The sequence below is a fragment of the Staphylococcus sp. FW104-15G4D genome, assembly GCF_058790135.1.
In genome coordinates, this window is record NZ_JBYTCH010000001.1 from 1,161,807 (window position 1) to 1,180,094 (window position 18,288).

The window sequence follows — 18,288 nt, forward strand, 5'->3', positions numbered from 1 at the left end:
CAAAATGACTACAAACATGTTTATCATGATTCGATTTTTGAAAACTAAGACTATTTAGAATAAAATTAAATTACATTAATACTATGGAGGCAAATTAAAATGACTAAAATAGATGAAATCATTAAAGTCTTACAACAACAAAATGCAGATGCAGCCTGGATTACGACGCCACTTAATATTTACTACTTCACTGGATACCGTAGTGAACCTCATGAACGTTTATTTGCCCTACTTATTCAAGCTGATGGGGAACCAGTACTATTTTGTCCAAAAATGGAAGTAGAAGAAGTAAAAGCTTCTCCATATGAGGGAAAAATTATTGGTTACCTAGATACTCAAAACCCCTTTGATTTATATCCTCAAACGTTTACTACATTACTGATTGAAAGTGTACATTTGACTGTTAAACGTCAACGTGAATTATCTCAAGCTTTCAATGTACAAGTTTATAGTGATATAGATCAATCTATTAAAGATTTAAGAAACATAAAATCCTATGAAGAAGTAACTAAAATTAAGAAAGCCGCTGAATTAGCTGATAAGTGTATAGAAATCGGCGTCGCTTATTTAAAAGAAGGTGTTGAAGAACGAGATGTCGTGAATCATATTGAAAATGAAATAAAAAAATATGGTGTTAACGAAATGAGTTTTGACACTATGGTACTATTCGGGGATCATGCTGCTTCTCCTCACGGAACACCTGGTAATAGAAAGTTAAAACAAAATGAGTATGTTTTATTTGATTTAGGTGTTGTTTACGAGCATTATTGTAGTGATATGACGAGAACGGTAAAATTTGGTAACCCTAGCGAAGATGCTCAAAATATTTATAAAACCGTATTGAAAGCTGAGCAATCTGCGATTGAGGCTATCAAACCTGGAGTAATGATTAAAAACATTGATAAAATTGCTCGAGATATTATTAGCGAAGCGGGATACGGCGACTATTTCCCTCATCGATTGGGCCACGGCTTAGGATTAGAAGAACACGAATATCAAGACGTTTCCAGTGCCAATGAGAACCCTTTAGAAGCGGGAATGGTGATAACTATAGAACCAGGCATTTACGTCCCTGATGTTGCAGGTGTTAGAATCGAAGACGATATACTAGTGACTGAAAACGGATATGAAATCCTTACAAAATATCAAAAATAATAATTTAAGCATTATAAAACTCGGCTAAGTTAGTACCTAGCCGAGTTTCTTTTTAATTATTGATTAAGCGCATCTTCAACAGAAGTATATTCTAAGTTAAACGCTTCAGCTACACCCTTATTCGTAACATGACCTTTGTAAGTATTTAATCCTAAGGATAACGCATGATTTGATTTAAACGCTTCACGATAACCTTTATTAGCTAAAGTTTGCGCAAAAGGTAATGTAGCATTATTTAAAGCTAATGTTGATGTACGTGGTACAGCGCCAGGCATATTAGCCACAGCATAGTGAACAACACCATGTTTTGTATAAGTAGGATCGTCATGTGTAGTAATTTTATCAGTTGTCTCGAAAATACCACCTTGGTCAATAGCGATATCTACTATCACTGATCCTGCTTTCATTTGCTTAATCATATCTTCAGTGACTAAGTTGGGAGCTTTAGCACCTGGAATAAGTACAGCACCAATAACTAAGTCACTATCTTTAACGAACATTTCAATATTTAGTGGATTGGACATAATTGTATGTACTCTTCCATTAAATAAGTCATCAAGTTCTTGTAAACGTTTTGGATTAACATCAAGCACAGTGACATCAGCGCCTAAGCCTAAAGCAATCTTAGCTGCGTTAGTACCGGCTTGACCTCCACCTATAATTGTTACTTTCCCTTTAGGTACACCTGGTACGCCACCGAGTAATATTCCCATGCCGCCGTTAACTTTTTGTAAGAACTCAGCTCCGATTTGAGTTGACATTCTTCCGGCAACTTCGCTCATAGGTGATAATAATGGTAATGATTTATCAGGTAATTGCACTGTTTCGTATGCAATACCAATAACTTTATTATCTACTAAAGCTTGAGTTAATTTCTCTTCATTAGCTAAATGTAAATAAGTGAAGAGAATTAACCCCTCTTTAAAGAATTGATATTCAGATTCTAATGGTTCTTTAACTTTGACTACCATATCTACATCCCATATTTTCGCCTGTTCAGATACGATCTCTGCTCCAGCTTCTTTGTAGTCAACGTCTTCAAAATATGAACCTAGTCCTGCGTTTGTTTCAACAAAGACTGTATGTCCTTGCTCTACAAGTGCATGTACGCCACTTGGTGATAAACTCACTCTGTTCTCGTTATTTTTTATCTCCTTTGGAATACCAATTTTCATTCCATCCACCTCCTCTTACATCCTAACGCGAAAGTATTGAAAGCGCAATCATAAAAAATACACAAATTTGTAATTATTGATAATTAAATATTCTGTCAATTATGTTAAAATAGAGTTAAGAAACATGAAGGGGGCACGAGCGATGATTACGTATAAAAATATTTTAATCGCAGTCGACGGTTCACACGAAGCAGAATGGGCTTTTAATAAAGCTGTAGGAGTTGCTAAACGTAACGATGCAAAATTAACAATTGTAAATGTAATCGATTCAAGAACATACTCTTCTTATGAAGTCTATGATGCTCAGTTCACTGAGAAATCTAAACATTTTTCTGAGGAGTTACTTAAAGGTTATAAAGAAGTAGCTTCAAATGCAGGAGTAAAAAATGTAGAAACACGTTTAGAATTTGGCTCACCTAAAGCGATTATCCCTAAAAAATTAGCACATGAAGTAGGTGCTGATTTAATCATGAGTGGTACTTCAGGTTTAAATGCTGTAGAACGTTTTATTGTAGGTTCAGTATCAGAAGCAATCGTACGCCACGCGCCATGTGATGTTTTAGTTGTACGTACAGAAGAAATTCCTGAAGATTTCCAACCACAAGTAGCTACGCCTAGATTACGTGAAAGATATCAAGATTAAATTTAATATTTAAAAGTAAGAATATATTCATTTAATAGCCTATCAACGTCATTATAAAAGTCGTTGATAGGCTTTCTTAATTTTATTTCTCTCTCTAGTTAAAAATTAAAAATCGCATAACCATTCATATGGTTATGCGATCACAAGTTATACTTTTACCTATTAATCAATTATTAGTTTCAGTGTTAACACTTTGTTCTTCAGATGATTCCTCTTTTAGCCCACCATATTTGATAACGTCACGAGAAATCATAACTTCCTCGTCAGTTGGTACAACTAATACTTTTACTGGGGAATGGGGATAGTTAATATACCCTTCATCTCCGTGAAGACTCTCATTTTTCTTCGGATCCCAATATACACCCATAAATTCAAGTCCCTCTAGAACTTTACCTCGAATAATATGAGAATTTTCTCCTATACCAGCTGTGAATACAATAACATCAACGCCATGCATTCTAGCCGCATAAGAGCCAATGTATTTATGAATCTTCGATGCAAATAAATCAAGTGCTACACGTGCACGATGACGTCCATGTTTAGCTTCTTCAGTTAAGTCTCGTAAATCACTTGACGTACCAGTTAAACCTAGTAAACCGGATTCTTTATTCAAAATATTTAATACTTCGTCTGCATTTTTACCAGTCTTTTCCATAATAAACGGAATCAACGCTGGGTCTAGATTACCTGAACGTGTACCCATTGTTACACCTGCTAATGGCGTGAAACCCATAGATGTATCAATTGATTCTCCGCCATCAATCGCAGCTATTGACGCACCATTACCAATGTGACAAGAAATAATTCTTAAATCTTCGATCGGTCTTCCTAAAATGTCTGCCGCTCTTCTAGATACATACTTATGACTTGTACCATGGAAGCCATATTTACGAATGCCATAATCTTCATAATAATGATAAGGTAAACTGTATAAATAAGCTTGTTCAGGCATTGTTTGGTGGAAAGATGTATCAAATACAGCTACATGAGGGATATTTGGTAATAACTTTTTAAAAGCTCTTATTCCCATTAGATTAGCTGGGTTATGCAGTGGAGCTAACTCACTTAACTCCTCAATTTGAGTCTCTACCTCATCCGTTACAACTACTGATTTTGGAAATTTCTCTCCCCCATGCACTACACGGTGACCTGTTCCTTCAATTTCATTGATATCTTCAATCATGTGATGTTCTTTAAAGCTTTCTAACATAATATTAACTGCTTCTTCATGATCATTTATATCTCTAACGTCAGTAAGCTTTTCCCCTTCAACTACAATCGTGAAAATAGAATCGCTTAAACCAATACGCTCGATGACGCCTTTGGTTACTAACTTTTCTTCCGGCATTCTGATTAACTGGAATTTCAAAGATGAACTACCAGCATTTACCGCCAAAATTAATTTTGACATAGGTCATTGTCCTCCATCATTTGTTTAGTTATATTTTTCACACAGTTCATTTTATCATTATTACAGTTTGAATACTATATTGTTACAGATTATTTTTTTGTATGATTTGTGTCCATCCATTGATTTAATTCACTAATAAACCCTTGAAATTGCTGTGGATTTTTAAAATCAGGAATATTAGCTAATAAGACTTCAACAGGTTTAGTCTCTTGAGGTTGTTTTTTCTGTAAAATAAGTATAGATTTTCGTGCTTTTTCATTTTTAAATAACGTTGTTGGTAGATTTAAAAATGCTTGCATTTCAGTATCTGTAGCAATAAATTTTTCTAACTGTTTCACTTTATCTCCAGTAAAAATGTTACTTGGAACGACTAAAAACGCATAACCTGCCCCTTTTAATGCATTTATAGCTTGTTCAATTAATAAATAATGAGAGTAACTGTGCCCCTCATCAAAGCCAAGTTTCATTTCTTTACTACGCTCATCTACTGGATAATAGCCAATTGGGAAGTCTCCAATTACCACATCTGCTTCTTCTAAAGGCAGTGGCATAATAGCATCTTGAGGGTATACATCAAATGGAATTTCTAAGAAGTTAGCTAAATGTACACTTACTCGAGATAACACTGGATCTACTTCAATGAGATGATGCATCGTTGTTTTATCCGAAAGTACCTCCTTAACAGAAGCACTTAGGTGTCCAGCACCACTAGCGATATCAACAACATGCATCTCCTCTTTATCTTGCATGAATCGTTCAACTAAGAAACCAAGTATTAAACCTATTGAATCAGGAGTAATTTGGTGGTTTGCTTGAATATTCTCTTCTTGCATTAAACTTAAATATGCAAATTGAAATGCTTTTCTTCTATCTTGAAGTGTAGCTTGTTCGAGTAAATCTCTTTTATTGGTATAAATTTCCTCCATAGCTAACCCTAAATTTTCAATGAAGCTTTGTCCATTCTCTTCATTTAAGGATTTAGCTTTTTCATCTAATGCATGGAATAAGCGTTCCATAATTGTATTTTCTTCAGTCATAAAAAACCCTCTCTAACCAAAAGTGCCCATTCATAATTTATAGAAATTAAACACTTTATCTAACTTTCAATTTCTTAAACAAGTATGGACACTTAGTTAATCACTGTCAATGATACGAATTCAACTTAAATGTTGCGATACGCTTCTAAAGCAGCATCAAAATCTGGGAAGTTAGTACCTTCACTAACAATTTCTTTATAAACAATTTTGTTACTTTCATCTAATACAAAAACTGAGCGTGCTAATAATCTTAATTCTTCCATAACTACCCCAAAGTTTTCACCGAAAGATAGGTCTCTGTGATCACTTAATGTAACAACATTTTCTAAACCATTAGACGCACACCATCTTTTCTGAGCGAATGGTAAATCAACAGAAATTGTTAATACTACACCATCTTCTTGAGATGCTTCTTCATTAAATTTACGTGTTTGTTGGTCACATACTCCTGTATCAATAGAAGGAACTACACTAATTAATTTCTTTTTCCCTTTATAATCTTCTAATGTTATTTGATTTAAACTATTGTCTAATACAGTAAAGTCGGGTGCAATGTCACCTTCTTTTACCTGTTGACCTGACAATGTAATAGGATCATTTTTAAAAGTAATTTCAGTCATTATGATGACCTCCTATATTTTAAGTATTTAATATTATCATACGACAAATTTTAGTAGTAATTCAATTTTTTAATGTAAACAATTTAATTTTCAAATGAGCATTAAACTCTTATAGGTATCATTAATTACATATACATCCAAAAAAACTGACATCTAGATTAAACGAATAATCTTAACGTCAGTTACTAAAGATTAGTGCATCAACTGCATTACATAATCATATATATTTTTTAATATAAGGACTGCAGTTACTAAAATAAATAAATTTTTAACGTATCCAACGCCCTTTTTCAAAGCAAAATGAGCACCAAAATAAGAACCTACAATCATACTTAATGCCATAATGAATCCATAAGTAAAATTGACCTGACCTAGCATGATAAAAAGTAATAACCCACCAATATTTGATGCAAAGTTCAGAACTTTTGCATTACCAGCTGCACTTAAAAAGTCAAACCCAAACATGAGTAAAGTAAATAACATGAATGAGCCCGTACCTCCACCTAAAAAGCCATCATAAAATCCTAAAATGATAAACATGATTGAAAAAATGAATGCCTTAATAAATGTAAATGAAGTGAAGCTTCTGACACTACCCCAATCTTTTTTTACAATAGTGTATACAATAACTATCGTTAAAACGACAATAATGAGTGGCTTTAATATATTCGCGGGTAAATAAGTTGCTAAGATTGCTCCTGCTCCTGATGCAATAAATATAAATGGGAAAAGCTTCCCGACTACTTTTAAATCTACTTTTCCAGAACGTATAAATTTAAAAGCACTTGTTAATGTACTAAATGAACTTGCAAATTTATTAGTTCCTAATGCAATTGAGGGTGGTAACCCTACTGCTAAAAGTGCAGGAGTAGAAATTAATCCACCGCCACCAACTACTGAATCAATAAACGAGGCGATAAACCCAAAAAACATAATAGTAACGATTACAGATAGATGCCAATCCACTTACTTCATTCTCCCCTTTATTATTAGATGGTTCGCTCGCCAATACTTAATTTTTAAAATAAATCTTCAATTAAAGCATCAGTTGATTGTTCTTTCTCACTTTTATAATTTTGATCGATAGTCATCGTTTCAATATTATCCACTGCTGTTTGAACCATATCATCAAAATTGAATACCCCTTCATATTTCTCAACTTTATCAAAGTCAGGTTCGGTTACAGGATTTTTAGGTGTAAAGATTGTACAGCAATCTTCAAATGGCTGGATAGATGTTTCATAAGTACCAATATCTCGAGCCTTTTTAATAATGTCTTCTTTATCGAGTGTTAATAATGGCCTTAAAACTGGTGTGGAAGTTACATGATTAATGGCATACATACTTTTTAGTGTTTGACTGGCAACTTGACCTAAATTTTCCCCATTAACGATGGCATTTGCACCAATTTTATGAACTAACGCATCGGAAACACGCATCATCATGCGTCGTGTTGAAGTCATTGTATATCGAGGGTGAACAACCTTATTAATTTGTTTCTGTAGTTCAGTAAAAGGAACAATGTGTAATTTAATAGGTCCTACACGCTCTGATAAAATACGTGTGAGTTCAATCACTTTATCTTTAGCTTTCTCACTTGTAAATGGTGGACTATGAAAGTGAATTGCCTCAATTGTAACCCCACGTTTCATTACTTCCATACCTGCCACCGGTGAATCGATACCGCCACTTAACATTAGTAACGTCTTGCCACCAGTTCCTACAGGTAAGCCTCCTGAACCTTGAATAATTTTTTCGAAGATATACACCGCATCCAAACGTATTTCAACTCTCACTTCATGGTCAGGTTGTTTAACATTAACCGAAACACCCTCAACATTCTTGAGTATCGCGCCACCAACTTCACGTTGTAAAGCATAGGTATCTAAATGAAAGGATTTATCTACACGTTTTACATCTATTTTAAAAGTAGAGCCTTCATCAAAATCACGAGCTAGCTGAATCGCTGCTTCATATATTGCTTCTTCTGTTTTATCGGTCTTAATCACAGGACTTATGGATTTAATTCCATAAACTTTAGTTAAACGATGAATAATTTCATTCATATCCGCATCTTGATCCATATCGACATACATGCGATCTCGTTTACCTTTTACATGGTACCCTTGTAAGGGAATTAACGCGCGTTTTACGTTATCCTTTAATTGATTAACGAACATTTTACGATTTGTACCTTTTAACGTCAATTCACCATATCTTACGAGCAAATGATCGTAGTGCATTATTTTAACAACTCCTTAACTTCTTCATATACTTGTTCAAATACTTCTTTAAATCTTTGAATATCCTCTTCAGTTGTATGAACTCCCATAGATATTCTTATACTAGCTTCTATTCTTGCATCAGGAACTCCCATTGCTAATAGCACTTCGTTAAGTTTCCCACGTTTAGATGAGCAAGCACTTGTTGTTGATATCATTACACCATGTTTTGAAAAAGCATTAACAAGCACTTCACCTTTAACACCTGGAAAGCTAACATTAATAATTTGGGGTGCACTATCCTTAGGGGAATTAATGTAAACGCCTCTAAATTCTTCTAAAAATGTTCTAACTGACTGATTCATTTTAATTAATTTACGACTGGCTTCATCTAAACGACCCATGGTAAGTTTGATTGATTTCACCATTGAAACAGCCATTGGCAAATTAACAGTGCCACTTCTCAAACCATACTCTTGACCGCCACCATGCACAACTGGCTCAATAGTTTGTATATTTTTAATAATTAAAAGTCCTTGCCCTTTTAAACCATTAAATTTATGTCCGCTTAAACTCAAGCTATCAACACCATTTAAATTCATAGACACTTTCCCAAGTGCTTGTACAGCATCTACATGTAAGTGTGCTCGTGGATAGTCTTTTAAGATATTAACAATATCTTGAATTGGTTGAATTTGGCCCATAATATTATTCACGTACATACATGTGACCAACCCAACTTTATCTGACATTAAAGATTTTAAATGTTCAGTATCAATTTTACCATCACTCTTAACATCAACATATTTAAGTTTAAAACCTTGTTTCTCCTCTAAATATCTCATCACTTCTAATACAGAGGGATGTTCTAAGACAGAGGTAATAATTTCATTAGCTGTTTCCCTTTTTCTATAAGCGATTCCTTTAAGAGCCATATTGTTAGATTCTGTAGCACCACTTGTAAATACGATATGGTACAGGTGATTTAAATTTAAAACACTGTCTATTTCTTCTTTAGCTTGCTTCAGTACTTGTTCAGCTTGTAAGCCAGCTTGATGAGGGCTATTAGGATTGAAGTACAATGATTGATTCACTTTAACGAAGGAATCAATAACATCTTGATCAGCTTTTGTAGTGGCTGCATTGTCTAAATAAATCACTGATAACACTTCTCTTTCACTTTAATAAATTCTTTAATCGGAAAATGATTACCCCGAACGCTAATCATTTTATAAATTTGGATACTCAAGCATTATACTATTTTCTAGCAAAATTAAAAGAGAGCAAGACAGAAATGATTCACTAAGAATAAAAATTCTGTCTTGCTCTTATAAAATATGACCTATTCTTTAATAACTTGTTCTTCAATATGTTTAGTAATTCCAGGTTCTACACTTTCAAGTGCTTGTTCTGAAATTTCGATAGAACGTTTGTAGCGATTATTTTTGAATAAACGCTCCGCTTCGTTAAGACTCTTATCAACACTATTATGATCTTTACGATATCTATTACCATATTGAATTAATTTTTCAGCGTATACTGCATTGACTAATACATCATTCGCTTCATCTTCAAACGTATTCATTTGAATAACGATTTTAGCAACTTTATCTTTTAGCTGTTTAACATGTATTGGGCGTTCACTAAATTGATTATTAACTTCACGCACTTCATTATCAATTTCATTTTTCATAATGATGAAACGTTCAGGAACACTTGTTAAGTTTGAAGCTAATAAACGTCTATATACTTCTTCTTTCTTAGATTGAACTCTTAATAAATTGTCTTCTGCTTCTGCTTCATCTTCACGCAATTTAATAAGATGATTTTGAAGTTTATCTTGTTTCTCATTGATAACTGAAACGTGATCTTCAAGATATTGTAAATTATCTTGAACTTCACTATATCTAACTGCCGACTTAGACATTTCTTTTAAGATGTCATCATAAACCGCAATGAGATTTTGAATTTCATTTTCAAATTGACGGACACTTTGTGCATCAGATTCATTAATATAATAATTTTCACGCACATATTCGATTTCAGTTTGAAGTGTATAGTTCATGTCTTTAGCTTTGAATAAATCGTCTGTAATGACATCTTTCGTTTCTTCGACTTCATTTTTAGCTTTTACTTCATGCTCTATTAGATCATACATCTCATCTAACTTATCATTAATACTTTCAAGCTTATCATTAGCTTGATCTAATTCTAGCCGACTTATCATAGGTTCTACAAAACTTAATTCGGTTTTTAAACTTTGTAAGTTTCCATCAACTTTAACATGATCTAAATCGTATCCTTCAACTTTCAAGTCTCTACAACCATATTTTAAATCTTGGAATTGACCTGGTAATTCTTTTTGAGTTTCGCGAATTAAATCAGGTATCTCTTCCATATAAGCTTTAAGACTATTCATCTCTTCGTGTAGAGCAGCTATATGATTATGAGCTTGAACATAATTCCCTTCTGATTTAAGTGTTTCATACTCATTTAATTTCGGTTCAAATTTCTCAATTTCTTTCTCTAAAGGCTGAGCAGCTTCTCCAAATTGATGACGATTAGCCAATACATCACGTTTCATTTCACGATGATCGACCTTACATTTATCGTATAATGCTTCGTTGTCTTTATGTAAAGCTAAAACTTCATCTACTTGAGATACTTGTTGATTATAATTGTTTTCATATTGATCCATAAGTTCATGCGCATCATCAATTTCAGTTTGCGCTGCAGAAAACTTAAATTTATCAAGGTATTCCTCAGCATTATGAATTTTTTCTTCAACGGGAGCTAAGTATTTATTTGTACTTTCTGTGTTGTCTTTTTTCATTGCATCATACTTAGTCTTAGTTTCACCTTTTAAGTTTAAATTTTGTAATTTTTTCAAGTTGTCATCAAAAGGTAGTTTTTCAATTTCATTTTTACGCTCTTCAGCTTTTTCAATTGAATTTCTCTTATTCGAGCGCATGTAGAACATTACGCCTATCGCAATTAATATAATTACGAGTATTGCTAATATGATAAATAACACCATATACTTCTCCTCCTATTTTATCATCTTTCATTATAACGTAAATTCTCTTTTCATTAAAATAGAAAATGTATTAATTGCTAGATTATTTTCAAAACTTTATACTTATTAAAAACTTTCGTATGAAGGGGTACAGTTATGACTAACGTAAAAGAAACAAATTATTTGATGCTTACCAAGCAATTAAAGAGTTTAATCGAGGATGAACATCATTTAATTGCAATTTTAAGCAACACTTCTGCCCTAATCAATGATCATTTAGATCAAGTTAATTGGGTCGGATTCTATTTAATAGAAGATAATGAACTTATCTTAGGTCCATTTCAAGGTCATCCGGCTTGTGTGCATATCGAAATAGGTAAAGGTGTATGTGGTACTGCTGTTTCTGAAGATGCTACACAACGTGTAAGTGATGTTCACCAATTCCCTGGGCATATCGCATGTGATGCGAATAGTAAATCAGAAATAGTAATACCTATTCATGTTAATGATAAAATTATTGGCGTCCTAGACATTGATGCACCGATAAAAGATAGATTTACTTGGGATGATCAAGAAGGCTTAGAGCAAGTCGTTCAAATTCTAGAAAAACAATTAAATCAATCATAAATAAGTGTTGACAGTTCTCAATAAACTGGTACAATGAAATTTGTGTGAATTAACGAAAATAGCAGTTGTATATTATCAAGCTCTATGTTGTTCCCGACGCGGACGTGTCACGTAACTGACGCTATAAGGTGAAGACACATAAAACAATATATCTCGATAAGCATATAACACTCTTTTTTGTTTTTTCATAACAACAAAAAAGAAAAAGGAGGAGTCTCACATGGCTCGATTCAGAGGTTCAAACTGGAAAAAATCTCGTCGTTTAGGTATCTCTTTAAGCGGTACTGGTAAAGAATTAGAAAAACGCCCTTACGCACCAGGACAACATGGTCCTAACCAACGTAAAAAATTATCAGAATATGGTTTACAATTACGTGAAAAACAAAAATTACGTTACTTATATGGAATGACTGAAAGACAATTCCGTAACACATTCGAAATTGCTGGTAAGCAATATGGTGTACACGGTGAAAACTTCATGATTTTACTTGCTAGTCGTTTAGACGCAGTAGTTTACTCATTAGGTTTAGCTCGTACACGTCGTCAAGCACGTCAATTAGTTAACCATGGTCACATTGAAGTAGATGGTGGACGCGTAGACATCCCATCTTATTCACTAAAACCTGGTCAAGTGATTACAGTACGTGAGAAATCACAAAACTTAAACATCATTAAAGAGTCTGTTGAAATCAACAACTTCGTACCAGAATATTTAGACTTCGATGCTGACAGCTTAAAAGGTACTTTCGTTCGCTTCCCAGAACGTAGCGAGTTACCAGCTGAAATCAATGAACAATTAATCGTTGAGTACTACTCAAGATAATCGATTTCTTCAAATTTTACCCCAATTCCTTTCCGGAATTGGGGTTTTTTTAATGCCACTTCCTCATCAATGAAGGTTAGTGGCATTTATGCATAAGCTTTAGCTTAGGCGTTCCTTTCTTTAACCAGTTATGAAATTACTGGTTCTTAGTGCATGAGCTTTAGCTCATGTATTCCTTTATAATTTTGAGGTTAGTGGCATTTATGCATAAGCTTTAGCTTAGGCGTTCATTGTTCGCCCTACAACTTAAACATTTCTTCAGGTATGTCTGAAATAATTCCATCTACTCCATAATGTAAAAGTTTCTTAGCCGCCTTAGGTTTATTAACTGTGTAAGGTAATACTTTTAACATTTCTTCATGGGCATGTTTCATAAATCTTTTAGTAACTAACTTATAATTTGGATTCGCATAATCTGCAATCTCCGCAATTTCTTTAAAGTCTGGTAATTTATACCAATATTTCTTTTTACTCAATAATACGCCTAATTCGTATTCTAAATTCATATTTGCTAACTTCTTAACACAATCAAAATCAAATGATTGCAATATCACTTTGTGAGAAGGCATATCTTTTTCTTTTAACTTATCTACAATCATCTCTTCAATACCTGGATATTGAGATGGTGTCTTGATTTCTATAAGTAGCTTTTTTGAAAAATTATTAACTAAATCAAGCACCTCATCAAATGTAGGTATACGTTCACCTTTGAACGCATCACCTCTTTTTACACCAAAATCAAATTCTCTTAACTCTTCTAAAGTATAGTCTTTGACTTTACCTTTCCCATTAGATGTACGATCAATAGTATCATCATGAATAATAACAAGTTGTTTATCCTTAGTATAATGTACATCAATTTCTAACATATCTATATGAAGCATAAGTGCATGTTTATATGCAATAAGTGTATTTTCAGGATAATCTTCAGGCAAACCTCTATGTGCTACGATTTGAAAAGTTTGATTTGGACGTGCAATTTTCATGAAAGTCACCTTTCTTTTAATCTTTTTTAAATTACTCTAAACTTAAATTACCACAATGACACAGGAGGTCAATCTAAATGGTAAAGCATGATTTCAAAGTAGTTACTCAGTGGAAAGGTGGACGGAATGAGATAGGCATTGTTCAAGGAGATTTGATTAACGAACAGATTTCAATCCCCTATTCTTTAGGTGGTCAAGGCATAGGTACAAATCCTGATGAAATGTTAGTATCAGCAGCTTCCTCATGCTATATTATTTCACTCGCTGCAACTTTAGAAAGAGCTGGATATAAAGATATACGCATTAATCAACAATCTGTTGGCACTGCCTCCTTTGAAAATGGAAAATTCAAAATGGAGTGTATTACACACTATCCTAAAATTAATGTCGACAACAATCATAAAGATAATCTAAAGAAGAGACTACTAAAACTCTTAAAAATTGCGGATAATAATTGTATGATTTCAAATGCTATAAAAAATAATGTTGAAGTGCGTATTGAACCAACTTTAGTTTAAATTGCAAAAGCTATCACAAATTGGAAACATGTAAACGTTTTATAAGTGTGATAGCTCGATATTTAGGGTTTTAAATATTCAGAATATTTGCTAAAATAGAAAAATCTTACAGTGGGAGGAATGTTTATGCAGTATTACCAACCTTTATTATTAACTCCAGGTCCAACGCCAGTTCCAAATTCAATTATGAGCGCGATTCAATTACCTATGGTCGGACATAGATCAAAAGATTTTGAAGACATAGCTGATGAAGCATTTAAAGGTTTGAAACCTATTTTCGGTACAAAGAATGAAGTACTCATATTAACTTCTAGTGGTACAAGTGTTCTTGAAGCAAGTATGCTGAATATCGTAAATCCAGATGATCACATCGTTATTATTGTCTCAGGTGCATTTGGAAATAGATTTAAACAAATCGCTGAGACATACTATAAAAATGTGCACGTTTACGATGTTACATGGGGAGAAGCTGTTGACGTTAATGATTTCATTAAATTTTTAAAACAATTAAATCATCGTGTTACAGCGGTATTCTCTCAGTTTTGTGAAACTTCTACAGGCGTATTACATCCTGTACATGAATTAGGTCATGCTCTTAAAAATTATGACAATTCACTGTACTTTGTCGTAGATGGTGTAAGTTGTATTGGTGCAGTTGAAGTTGATTTAATTAAAGATAAAATTGACGTTCTTGTTTCAGGTAGCCAAAAAGCCATCATGTTACCTCCTGGTGTTGCTTTTGTTGCTTATAGTGACAGAGCTAAAGATCGTTTTGCTGAAGTAACTACACCTCGATTTTATTTAGATTTAAATAAATATCTTAGCTCTCAAGAACAGAATTCTACACCTTTCACTCCTAATGTTGCTTTATTTAGAGGAGTTAATGCATATGTAGAATTGGTTAAACATGAGGGATTAAATCATGTTATAAAGCGCCATTATATCATACGTAACGCTTTACGTACTGCTTTAAAATCTCTTGATTTAGAGTTATTAGTTAAAGATGATTCATATGCCTCTCCTACTGTAACGTCTTTCGTACCTAAAGACAAAGAAGAATTAACTTATTTAAAAGATCAACTTAAATCACGTTTCAATATTACAATTGCTGGTGGTCAAGGACATTTGAAAGGTCATATATTACGCATTGGTCATATGGGGAAAGTGTCTCCATTTGATATCCTCTCTGTTGTTTCAGCAATAGAAATTCTTTTAACTGAATCTAGAAATAAAAATTATATCGGCAAAGGTATTGCTCAATTTATGGAGGTTATCAAACATGAGTCATAAAATTTTAGTATCAGATCCTATTTCTGAAGAAGGTTTAAAAAGTTTATTAGATAATAATGAATTTGAAGTGGATATTCAAACTGATTTATCGGAAGAAGAGTTAATCAATATCATCGGCAATTATGAAGGATTAATTGTACGTAGTCAGACTCAAGTCACTGATAAAATTATCAACTCAGCTTCACGTCTTAAAGTTATCGCTCGAGCGGGTGTTGGGGTTGATAATATTGATATTGAAGCTGCAACGTTAAAGGGTATCTTAGTGATTAATGCCCCTGATGGTAATACAATTTCTGCAACAGAACATTCAATTGCAATGATTTTAGCAATGGCTCGCAATATCCCTCAAGCGCATCAATCATTACGTAATAAAGAATGGAATCGCAAAGCGTTTCGCGGAGTAGAACTATATGGTAAAACACTAGGTGTCATCGGAGCTGGACGTATTGGTCTAGGTGTTGCAAAACGTGCTCAAAGTTTTGGCATGAAAATTTTAGCATTCGATCCTTATTTAACTGAAGACAAAGCGAAATCTCTAGATATTCAAAATGCAACTGTTGATGAAATTGCTGAACAAGCTGACTTCGTTACAGTTCATACGCCTTTAACACCTAAAACACGTGGCATTGTTGGGGAGTCATTTTTCAACAAAGCTAAACCAAATCTCCAAATTATTAATGTTGCAAGAGGTGGAATTATTGATGAAGAAGCACTTATTCATGCTCTAGACAATAATTTGATAGATCGTGCTGCCATTGATGTCTTTGAACATGAGCCACCTACAGATTCTCTATTAATTTCTCATGATAAAATAATAGTTACTCCACATTTAGGCGCTTCTACAGTTGAAGCCCAAGAAAAAGTAGCTGTTTCAGTTTCAGAGGAAATTGTAGATATATTAACAAATGGAACGGTTGAACATGCAGTAAATGCTCCAAAAATGGATTTAAGTAATGTTGATGAAACAGTCAAATCATTCGTTGATTTAGGTACAACTATAGGTGAATTTGCAATTCAATTATTAGAGGGAGCTCCAAGTGAAATTAAAATTACCTTTGCTGGAGACTTAGCCACGAATGATACAAGTTTAATAACTAGGACAATTGTGACGAATATACTTAAAGAAGATTTAGGTGAAGAAGTTAATATTATTAATGCTTTAGCTTTATTGAACCAACAAGGTGTAACATATAATATTGAAAAGCAGAAAAAACATTCTGATTTTAGTAGTTATGTAGAACTTAAGTTAACTAATGATAAAGATCAAATTAAAATCGGAGCTACAGTTCTAGCAGGATTTGGTCCAAGAATCGTTCGAATTAATGACTTCTCACTTGATTTCAAGCCAAATGAGTATCAAATAGTAACTTGTCATAAAGATAAACCTGGCATTGTTGGTCAAACTGGTAACCTTTTAGGTAGTCATGGTATTAATATCGCCTCTATGACATTAGGTAGAAATAATGAAGGTGGCGACGCACTTATGATTCTATCAATTGATCAACAAGCCTCTTTAGATGTTATCAATATTTTACGTGAAACTGGCGGTTTTAATAGAATTATTAGTACAAAACTTACAATATAATTTTTAAGGCTACAGAACATTTTAATCTCGTTCTGTAGCCAATTTTTATAGTAGAATATTCCTTATTTTAGTAACATCCTCAACGATGTAATCAGCACCATATTCTTCGAGTTCTGGCTGCGCTTTATCACCTTTTAGACCTGTTAACGTCCCTATAAATGTAGCGCCAATTTTTTTCGCACTTAATAAGTCAGCAAGTGAATCACCAACTATATAAACCTCGTCTTTATTCACTATATTTTCCTGATGAGTAGCATACTCCTTGTATCTATTTCTGTCATTACCATTCAATGTAGCTATATAACTAAATGGGTTAGGTTTACCTAAAGGTTGATACTCTGGGTAATCACTCTCAGCATCTAACACCTCACTGGCAGTAACAATGTGTTCATCATCAAAATATGATTTAAGTCCTAATGATTCGAAAGGAATGATTGTTTCTGTTCTAGGACGACCTGTAGCAATCGCTAGATGATAACCCGCTTCCTTTAAATGTTGTAATAATAATTGAATTTCTTCCTGAGGTTTAAGTATCACTTCTTCATAAATGAATCCCTTTTTAAAATCTAATAATGCGGTACCCTCTTCTACTTTATTGAATAAATCCTTACCTAAATACCATTCTTGATATGTATCTTTAGCGAGTTGCCATAAATTACTTTTTAATTTAAATAATTTTGTATCATCAATTTCTAATTGGTCTTTAGCATATGATTCTAAATCTTCATATATAGCATCTTTCCCATTTCTGAAGGAATCAATAACTTCTAAAGGTTTCTCGTAATCTATTTCTTTATGTAATAAATGTTTATTCATTTCGAATAAAGTTTTTTCATTAAAAGTACTAGAATTTAAAAACTCACATCTATGTGATTGATCAAGTTGCTTAGCAAGATCAATTAAATGAATACTAAATACGATAAAAAGCATATCCCAATTAGAATTTAATCCTAATGATTTTAATTGATTCAATATTTTATCATGTTGAAATACACGTTCTCGTATTTCCTGAATCTTTTTATCATTTAAATCATTTTCAAAATCTATGTATGTTCCACAACCTAAAAAAATACCTTCACTCGTCAAAAGTTCTTCTACAGTTATTGCTGAAACATCAAAACAGCGTTCTTCACTCAAAAATACACCATCAACATCAAATAATATGGACTTCACTACTTAC

At 33.2% G+C, this 18,288-nt stretch carries 17 protein-coding genes; 7 read left to right on the forward strand and 10 right to left on the reverse strand.

Features of this window, described 5'->3' with window-relative positions; all coding sequences use genetic code 11:
- Nucleotides 1-99: 99 nt before the first annotated feature.
- Complete coding sequence (locus AC3WQX_RS05640; RefSeq protein WP_492739898.1) at nucleotides 100-1,155, forward strand: M24 family metallopeptidase; 1,056 nt, start codon at nucleotides 100-102, stop codon at nucleotides 1,153-1,155.
- Between the two features lie 56 nt (nucleotides 1,156-1,211).
- Here AC3WQX_RS05640 and ald read toward each other — a convergent pair whose 3' ends face one another.
- Nucleotides 1,212-2,330: an alanine dehydrogenase gene (ald, locus tag AC3WQX_RS05645; RefSeq protein ID WP_002469674.1), complete on the reverse strand. Its 1,119-nt coding sequence runs from the start codon at nucleotides 2,328-2,330 to the stop codon at nucleotides 1,212-1,214.
- Between the two features lie 142 nt (nucleotides 2,331-2,472).
- On the opposite strand from ald, the gene AC3WQX_RS05650 reads away from it, so the two are divergent.
- Entirely contained in the window at nucleotides 2,473-2,973 is a 501-nt protein-coding gene (locus tag AC3WQX_RS05650) for a universal stress protein (protein WP_002434800.1), read from the forward strand.
- Nucleotides 2,974-3,139: 166 nt separating this feature from the next.
- Here AC3WQX_RS05650 and AC3WQX_RS05655 read toward each other — a convergent pair whose 3' ends face one another.
- The 7 genes from AC3WQX_RS05655 to ezrA all read right to left on the reverse strand — a co-directional run bounded on the left by AC3WQX_RS05655 (nucleotide 3,140) and on the right by ezrA (nucleotide 11,300).
- Nucleotides 3,140-4,384 (reverse strand): acetate kinase, encoded by a 1,245-nt coding sequence (locus AC3WQX_RS05655; protein ID WP_002434682.1) that lies wholly within the window; start codon nucleotides 4,382-4,384, stop codon nucleotides 3,140-3,142.
- A gap of 89 nt (nucleotides 4,385-4,473) precedes the next feature.
- Nucleotides 4,474-5,421 carry a class I SAM-dependent methyltransferase gene (locus AC3WQX_RS05660; protein WP_002453444.1) on the reverse strand — a complete coding sequence of 316 codons (948 nt, stop codon included), beginning with the start codon at nucleotides 5,419-5,421 and terminating at the stop codon, nucleotides 4,474-4,476.
- 125 nt (nucleotides 5,422-5,546) lie between these two features.
- On the reverse strand, nucleotides 5,547-6,041 hold the full coding sequence (tpx, locus tag AC3WQX_RS05665) for a thiol peroxidase (RefSeq protein ID WP_002434812.1): 495 nt from the start codon (nucleotides 6,039-6,041) through the stop codon (nucleotides 5,547-5,549).
- Between the two features lie 192 nt (nucleotides 6,042-6,233).
- Nucleotides 6,234-7,007: a sulfite exporter TauE/SafE family protein gene (locus tag AC3WQX_RS05670; protein ID WP_023350112.1), complete on the reverse strand. Its 774-nt coding sequence runs from the start codon at nucleotides 7,005-7,007 to the stop codon at nucleotides 6,234-6,236.
- A gap of 53 nt (nucleotides 7,008-7,060) precedes the next feature.
- Nucleotides 7,061-8,284, reverse strand: a complete 1,224-nt coding sequence (thiI, locus tag AC3WQX_RS05675) for a tRNA uracil 4-sulfurtransferase ThiI (RefSeq protein ID WP_002453446.1) — start codon at nucleotides 8,282-8,284, stop codon at nucleotides 7,061-7,063.
- Nucleotides 8,284-9,423, reverse strand: coding sequence for a cysteine desulfurase family protein (locus AC3WQX_RS05680; RefSeq protein WP_023350111.1), 1,140 nt, complete (start codon nucleotides 9,421-9,423; stop codon nucleotides 8,284-8,286). The genes thiI and AC3WQX_RS05680 overlap by 1 nt, the downstream gene beginning before the upstream one ends.
- 182 nt (nucleotides 9,424-9,605) lie before the next feature.
- Nucleotides 9,606-11,300 carry a septation ring formation regulator EzrA gene (gene ezrA / locus AC3WQX_RS05685; protein ID WP_002434719.1) on the reverse strand — a complete coding sequence of 565 codons (1,695 nt, stop codon included), beginning with the start codon at nucleotides 11,298-11,300 and terminating at the stop codon, nucleotides 9,606-9,608.
- 135 nt (nucleotides 11,301-11,435) lie between these two features.
- On the opposite strand from ezrA, the gene AC3WQX_RS05690 reads away from it, so the two are divergent.
- Together AC3WQX_RS05690 and rpsD are read left to right on the forward strand one after the other, a co-directional pair.
- Nucleotides 11,436-11,906: a GAF domain-containing protein gene (locus AC3WQX_RS05690; RefSeq protein WP_002434826.1), complete on the forward strand. Its 471-nt coding sequence runs from the start codon at nucleotides 11,436-11,438 to the stop codon at nucleotides 11,904-11,906.
- A 220-nt stretch (nucleotides 11,907-12,126) separates the two neighbouring features.
- Nucleotides 12,127-12,729, forward strand: a complete 603-nt coding sequence (gene rpsD, locus AC3WQX_RS05695) for a 30S ribosomal protein S4 (protein WP_002434877.1) — start codon at nucleotides 12,127-12,129, stop codon at nucleotides 12,727-12,729.
- A 239-nt stretch (nucleotides 12,730-12,968) separates the two neighbouring features.
- On the opposite strand, the gene AC3WQX_RS05700 is transcribed toward rpsD, so the two are convergent.
- Nucleotides 12,969-13,715, reverse strand: coding sequence for a glycerophosphodiester phosphodiesterase (locus AC3WQX_RS05700; protein ID WP_023350110.1), 747 nt, complete (start codon nucleotides 13,713-13,715; stop codon nucleotides 12,969-12,971).
- A gap of 77 nt (nucleotides 13,716-13,792) precedes the next feature.
- On the opposite strand from AC3WQX_RS05700, the gene AC3WQX_RS05705 reads away from it, so the two are divergent.
- The 3 genes from AC3WQX_RS05705 to serA all read left to right on the forward strand — a co-directional run bounded on the left by AC3WQX_RS05705 (nucleotide 13,793) and on the right by serA (nucleotide 17,108).
- Complete coding sequence (locus AC3WQX_RS05705; RefSeq protein WP_492739902.1) at nucleotides 13,793-14,233, forward strand: SACOL1771 family peroxiredoxin; 441 nt, start codon at nucleotides 13,793-13,795, stop codon at nucleotides 14,231-14,233.
- Nucleotides 14,234-14,359: 126 nt separating this feature from the next.
- Nucleotides 14,360-15,523, forward strand: coding sequence for a pyridoxal-phosphate-dependent aminotransferase family protein (locus AC3WQX_RS05710; protein ID WP_492739903.1), 1,164 nt, complete (start codon nucleotides 14,360-14,362; stop codon nucleotides 15,521-15,523).
- Nucleotides 15,513-17,108 carry a phosphoglycerate dehydrogenase gene (gene serA, locus AC3WQX_RS05715; protein ID WP_023350107.1) on the forward strand — a complete coding sequence of 532 codons (1,596 nt, stop codon included), beginning with the start codon at nucleotides 15,513-15,515 and terminating at the stop codon, nucleotides 17,106-17,108. Before AC3WQX_RS05710 ends, serA begins: the two co-directional genes overlap by 11 nt.
- Nucleotides 17,109-17,153: 45 nt before the next feature.
- On the opposite strand, the gene AC3WQX_RS05720 is transcribed toward serA, so the two are convergent.
- Complete coding sequence (locus AC3WQX_RS05720; protein ID WP_023350106.1) at nucleotides 17,154-18,281, reverse strand: HAD family hydrolase; 1,128 nt, start codon at nucleotides 18,279-18,281, stop codon at nucleotides 17,154-17,156.
- Nucleotides 18,282-18,288: the final 7 nt, after the last annotated feature.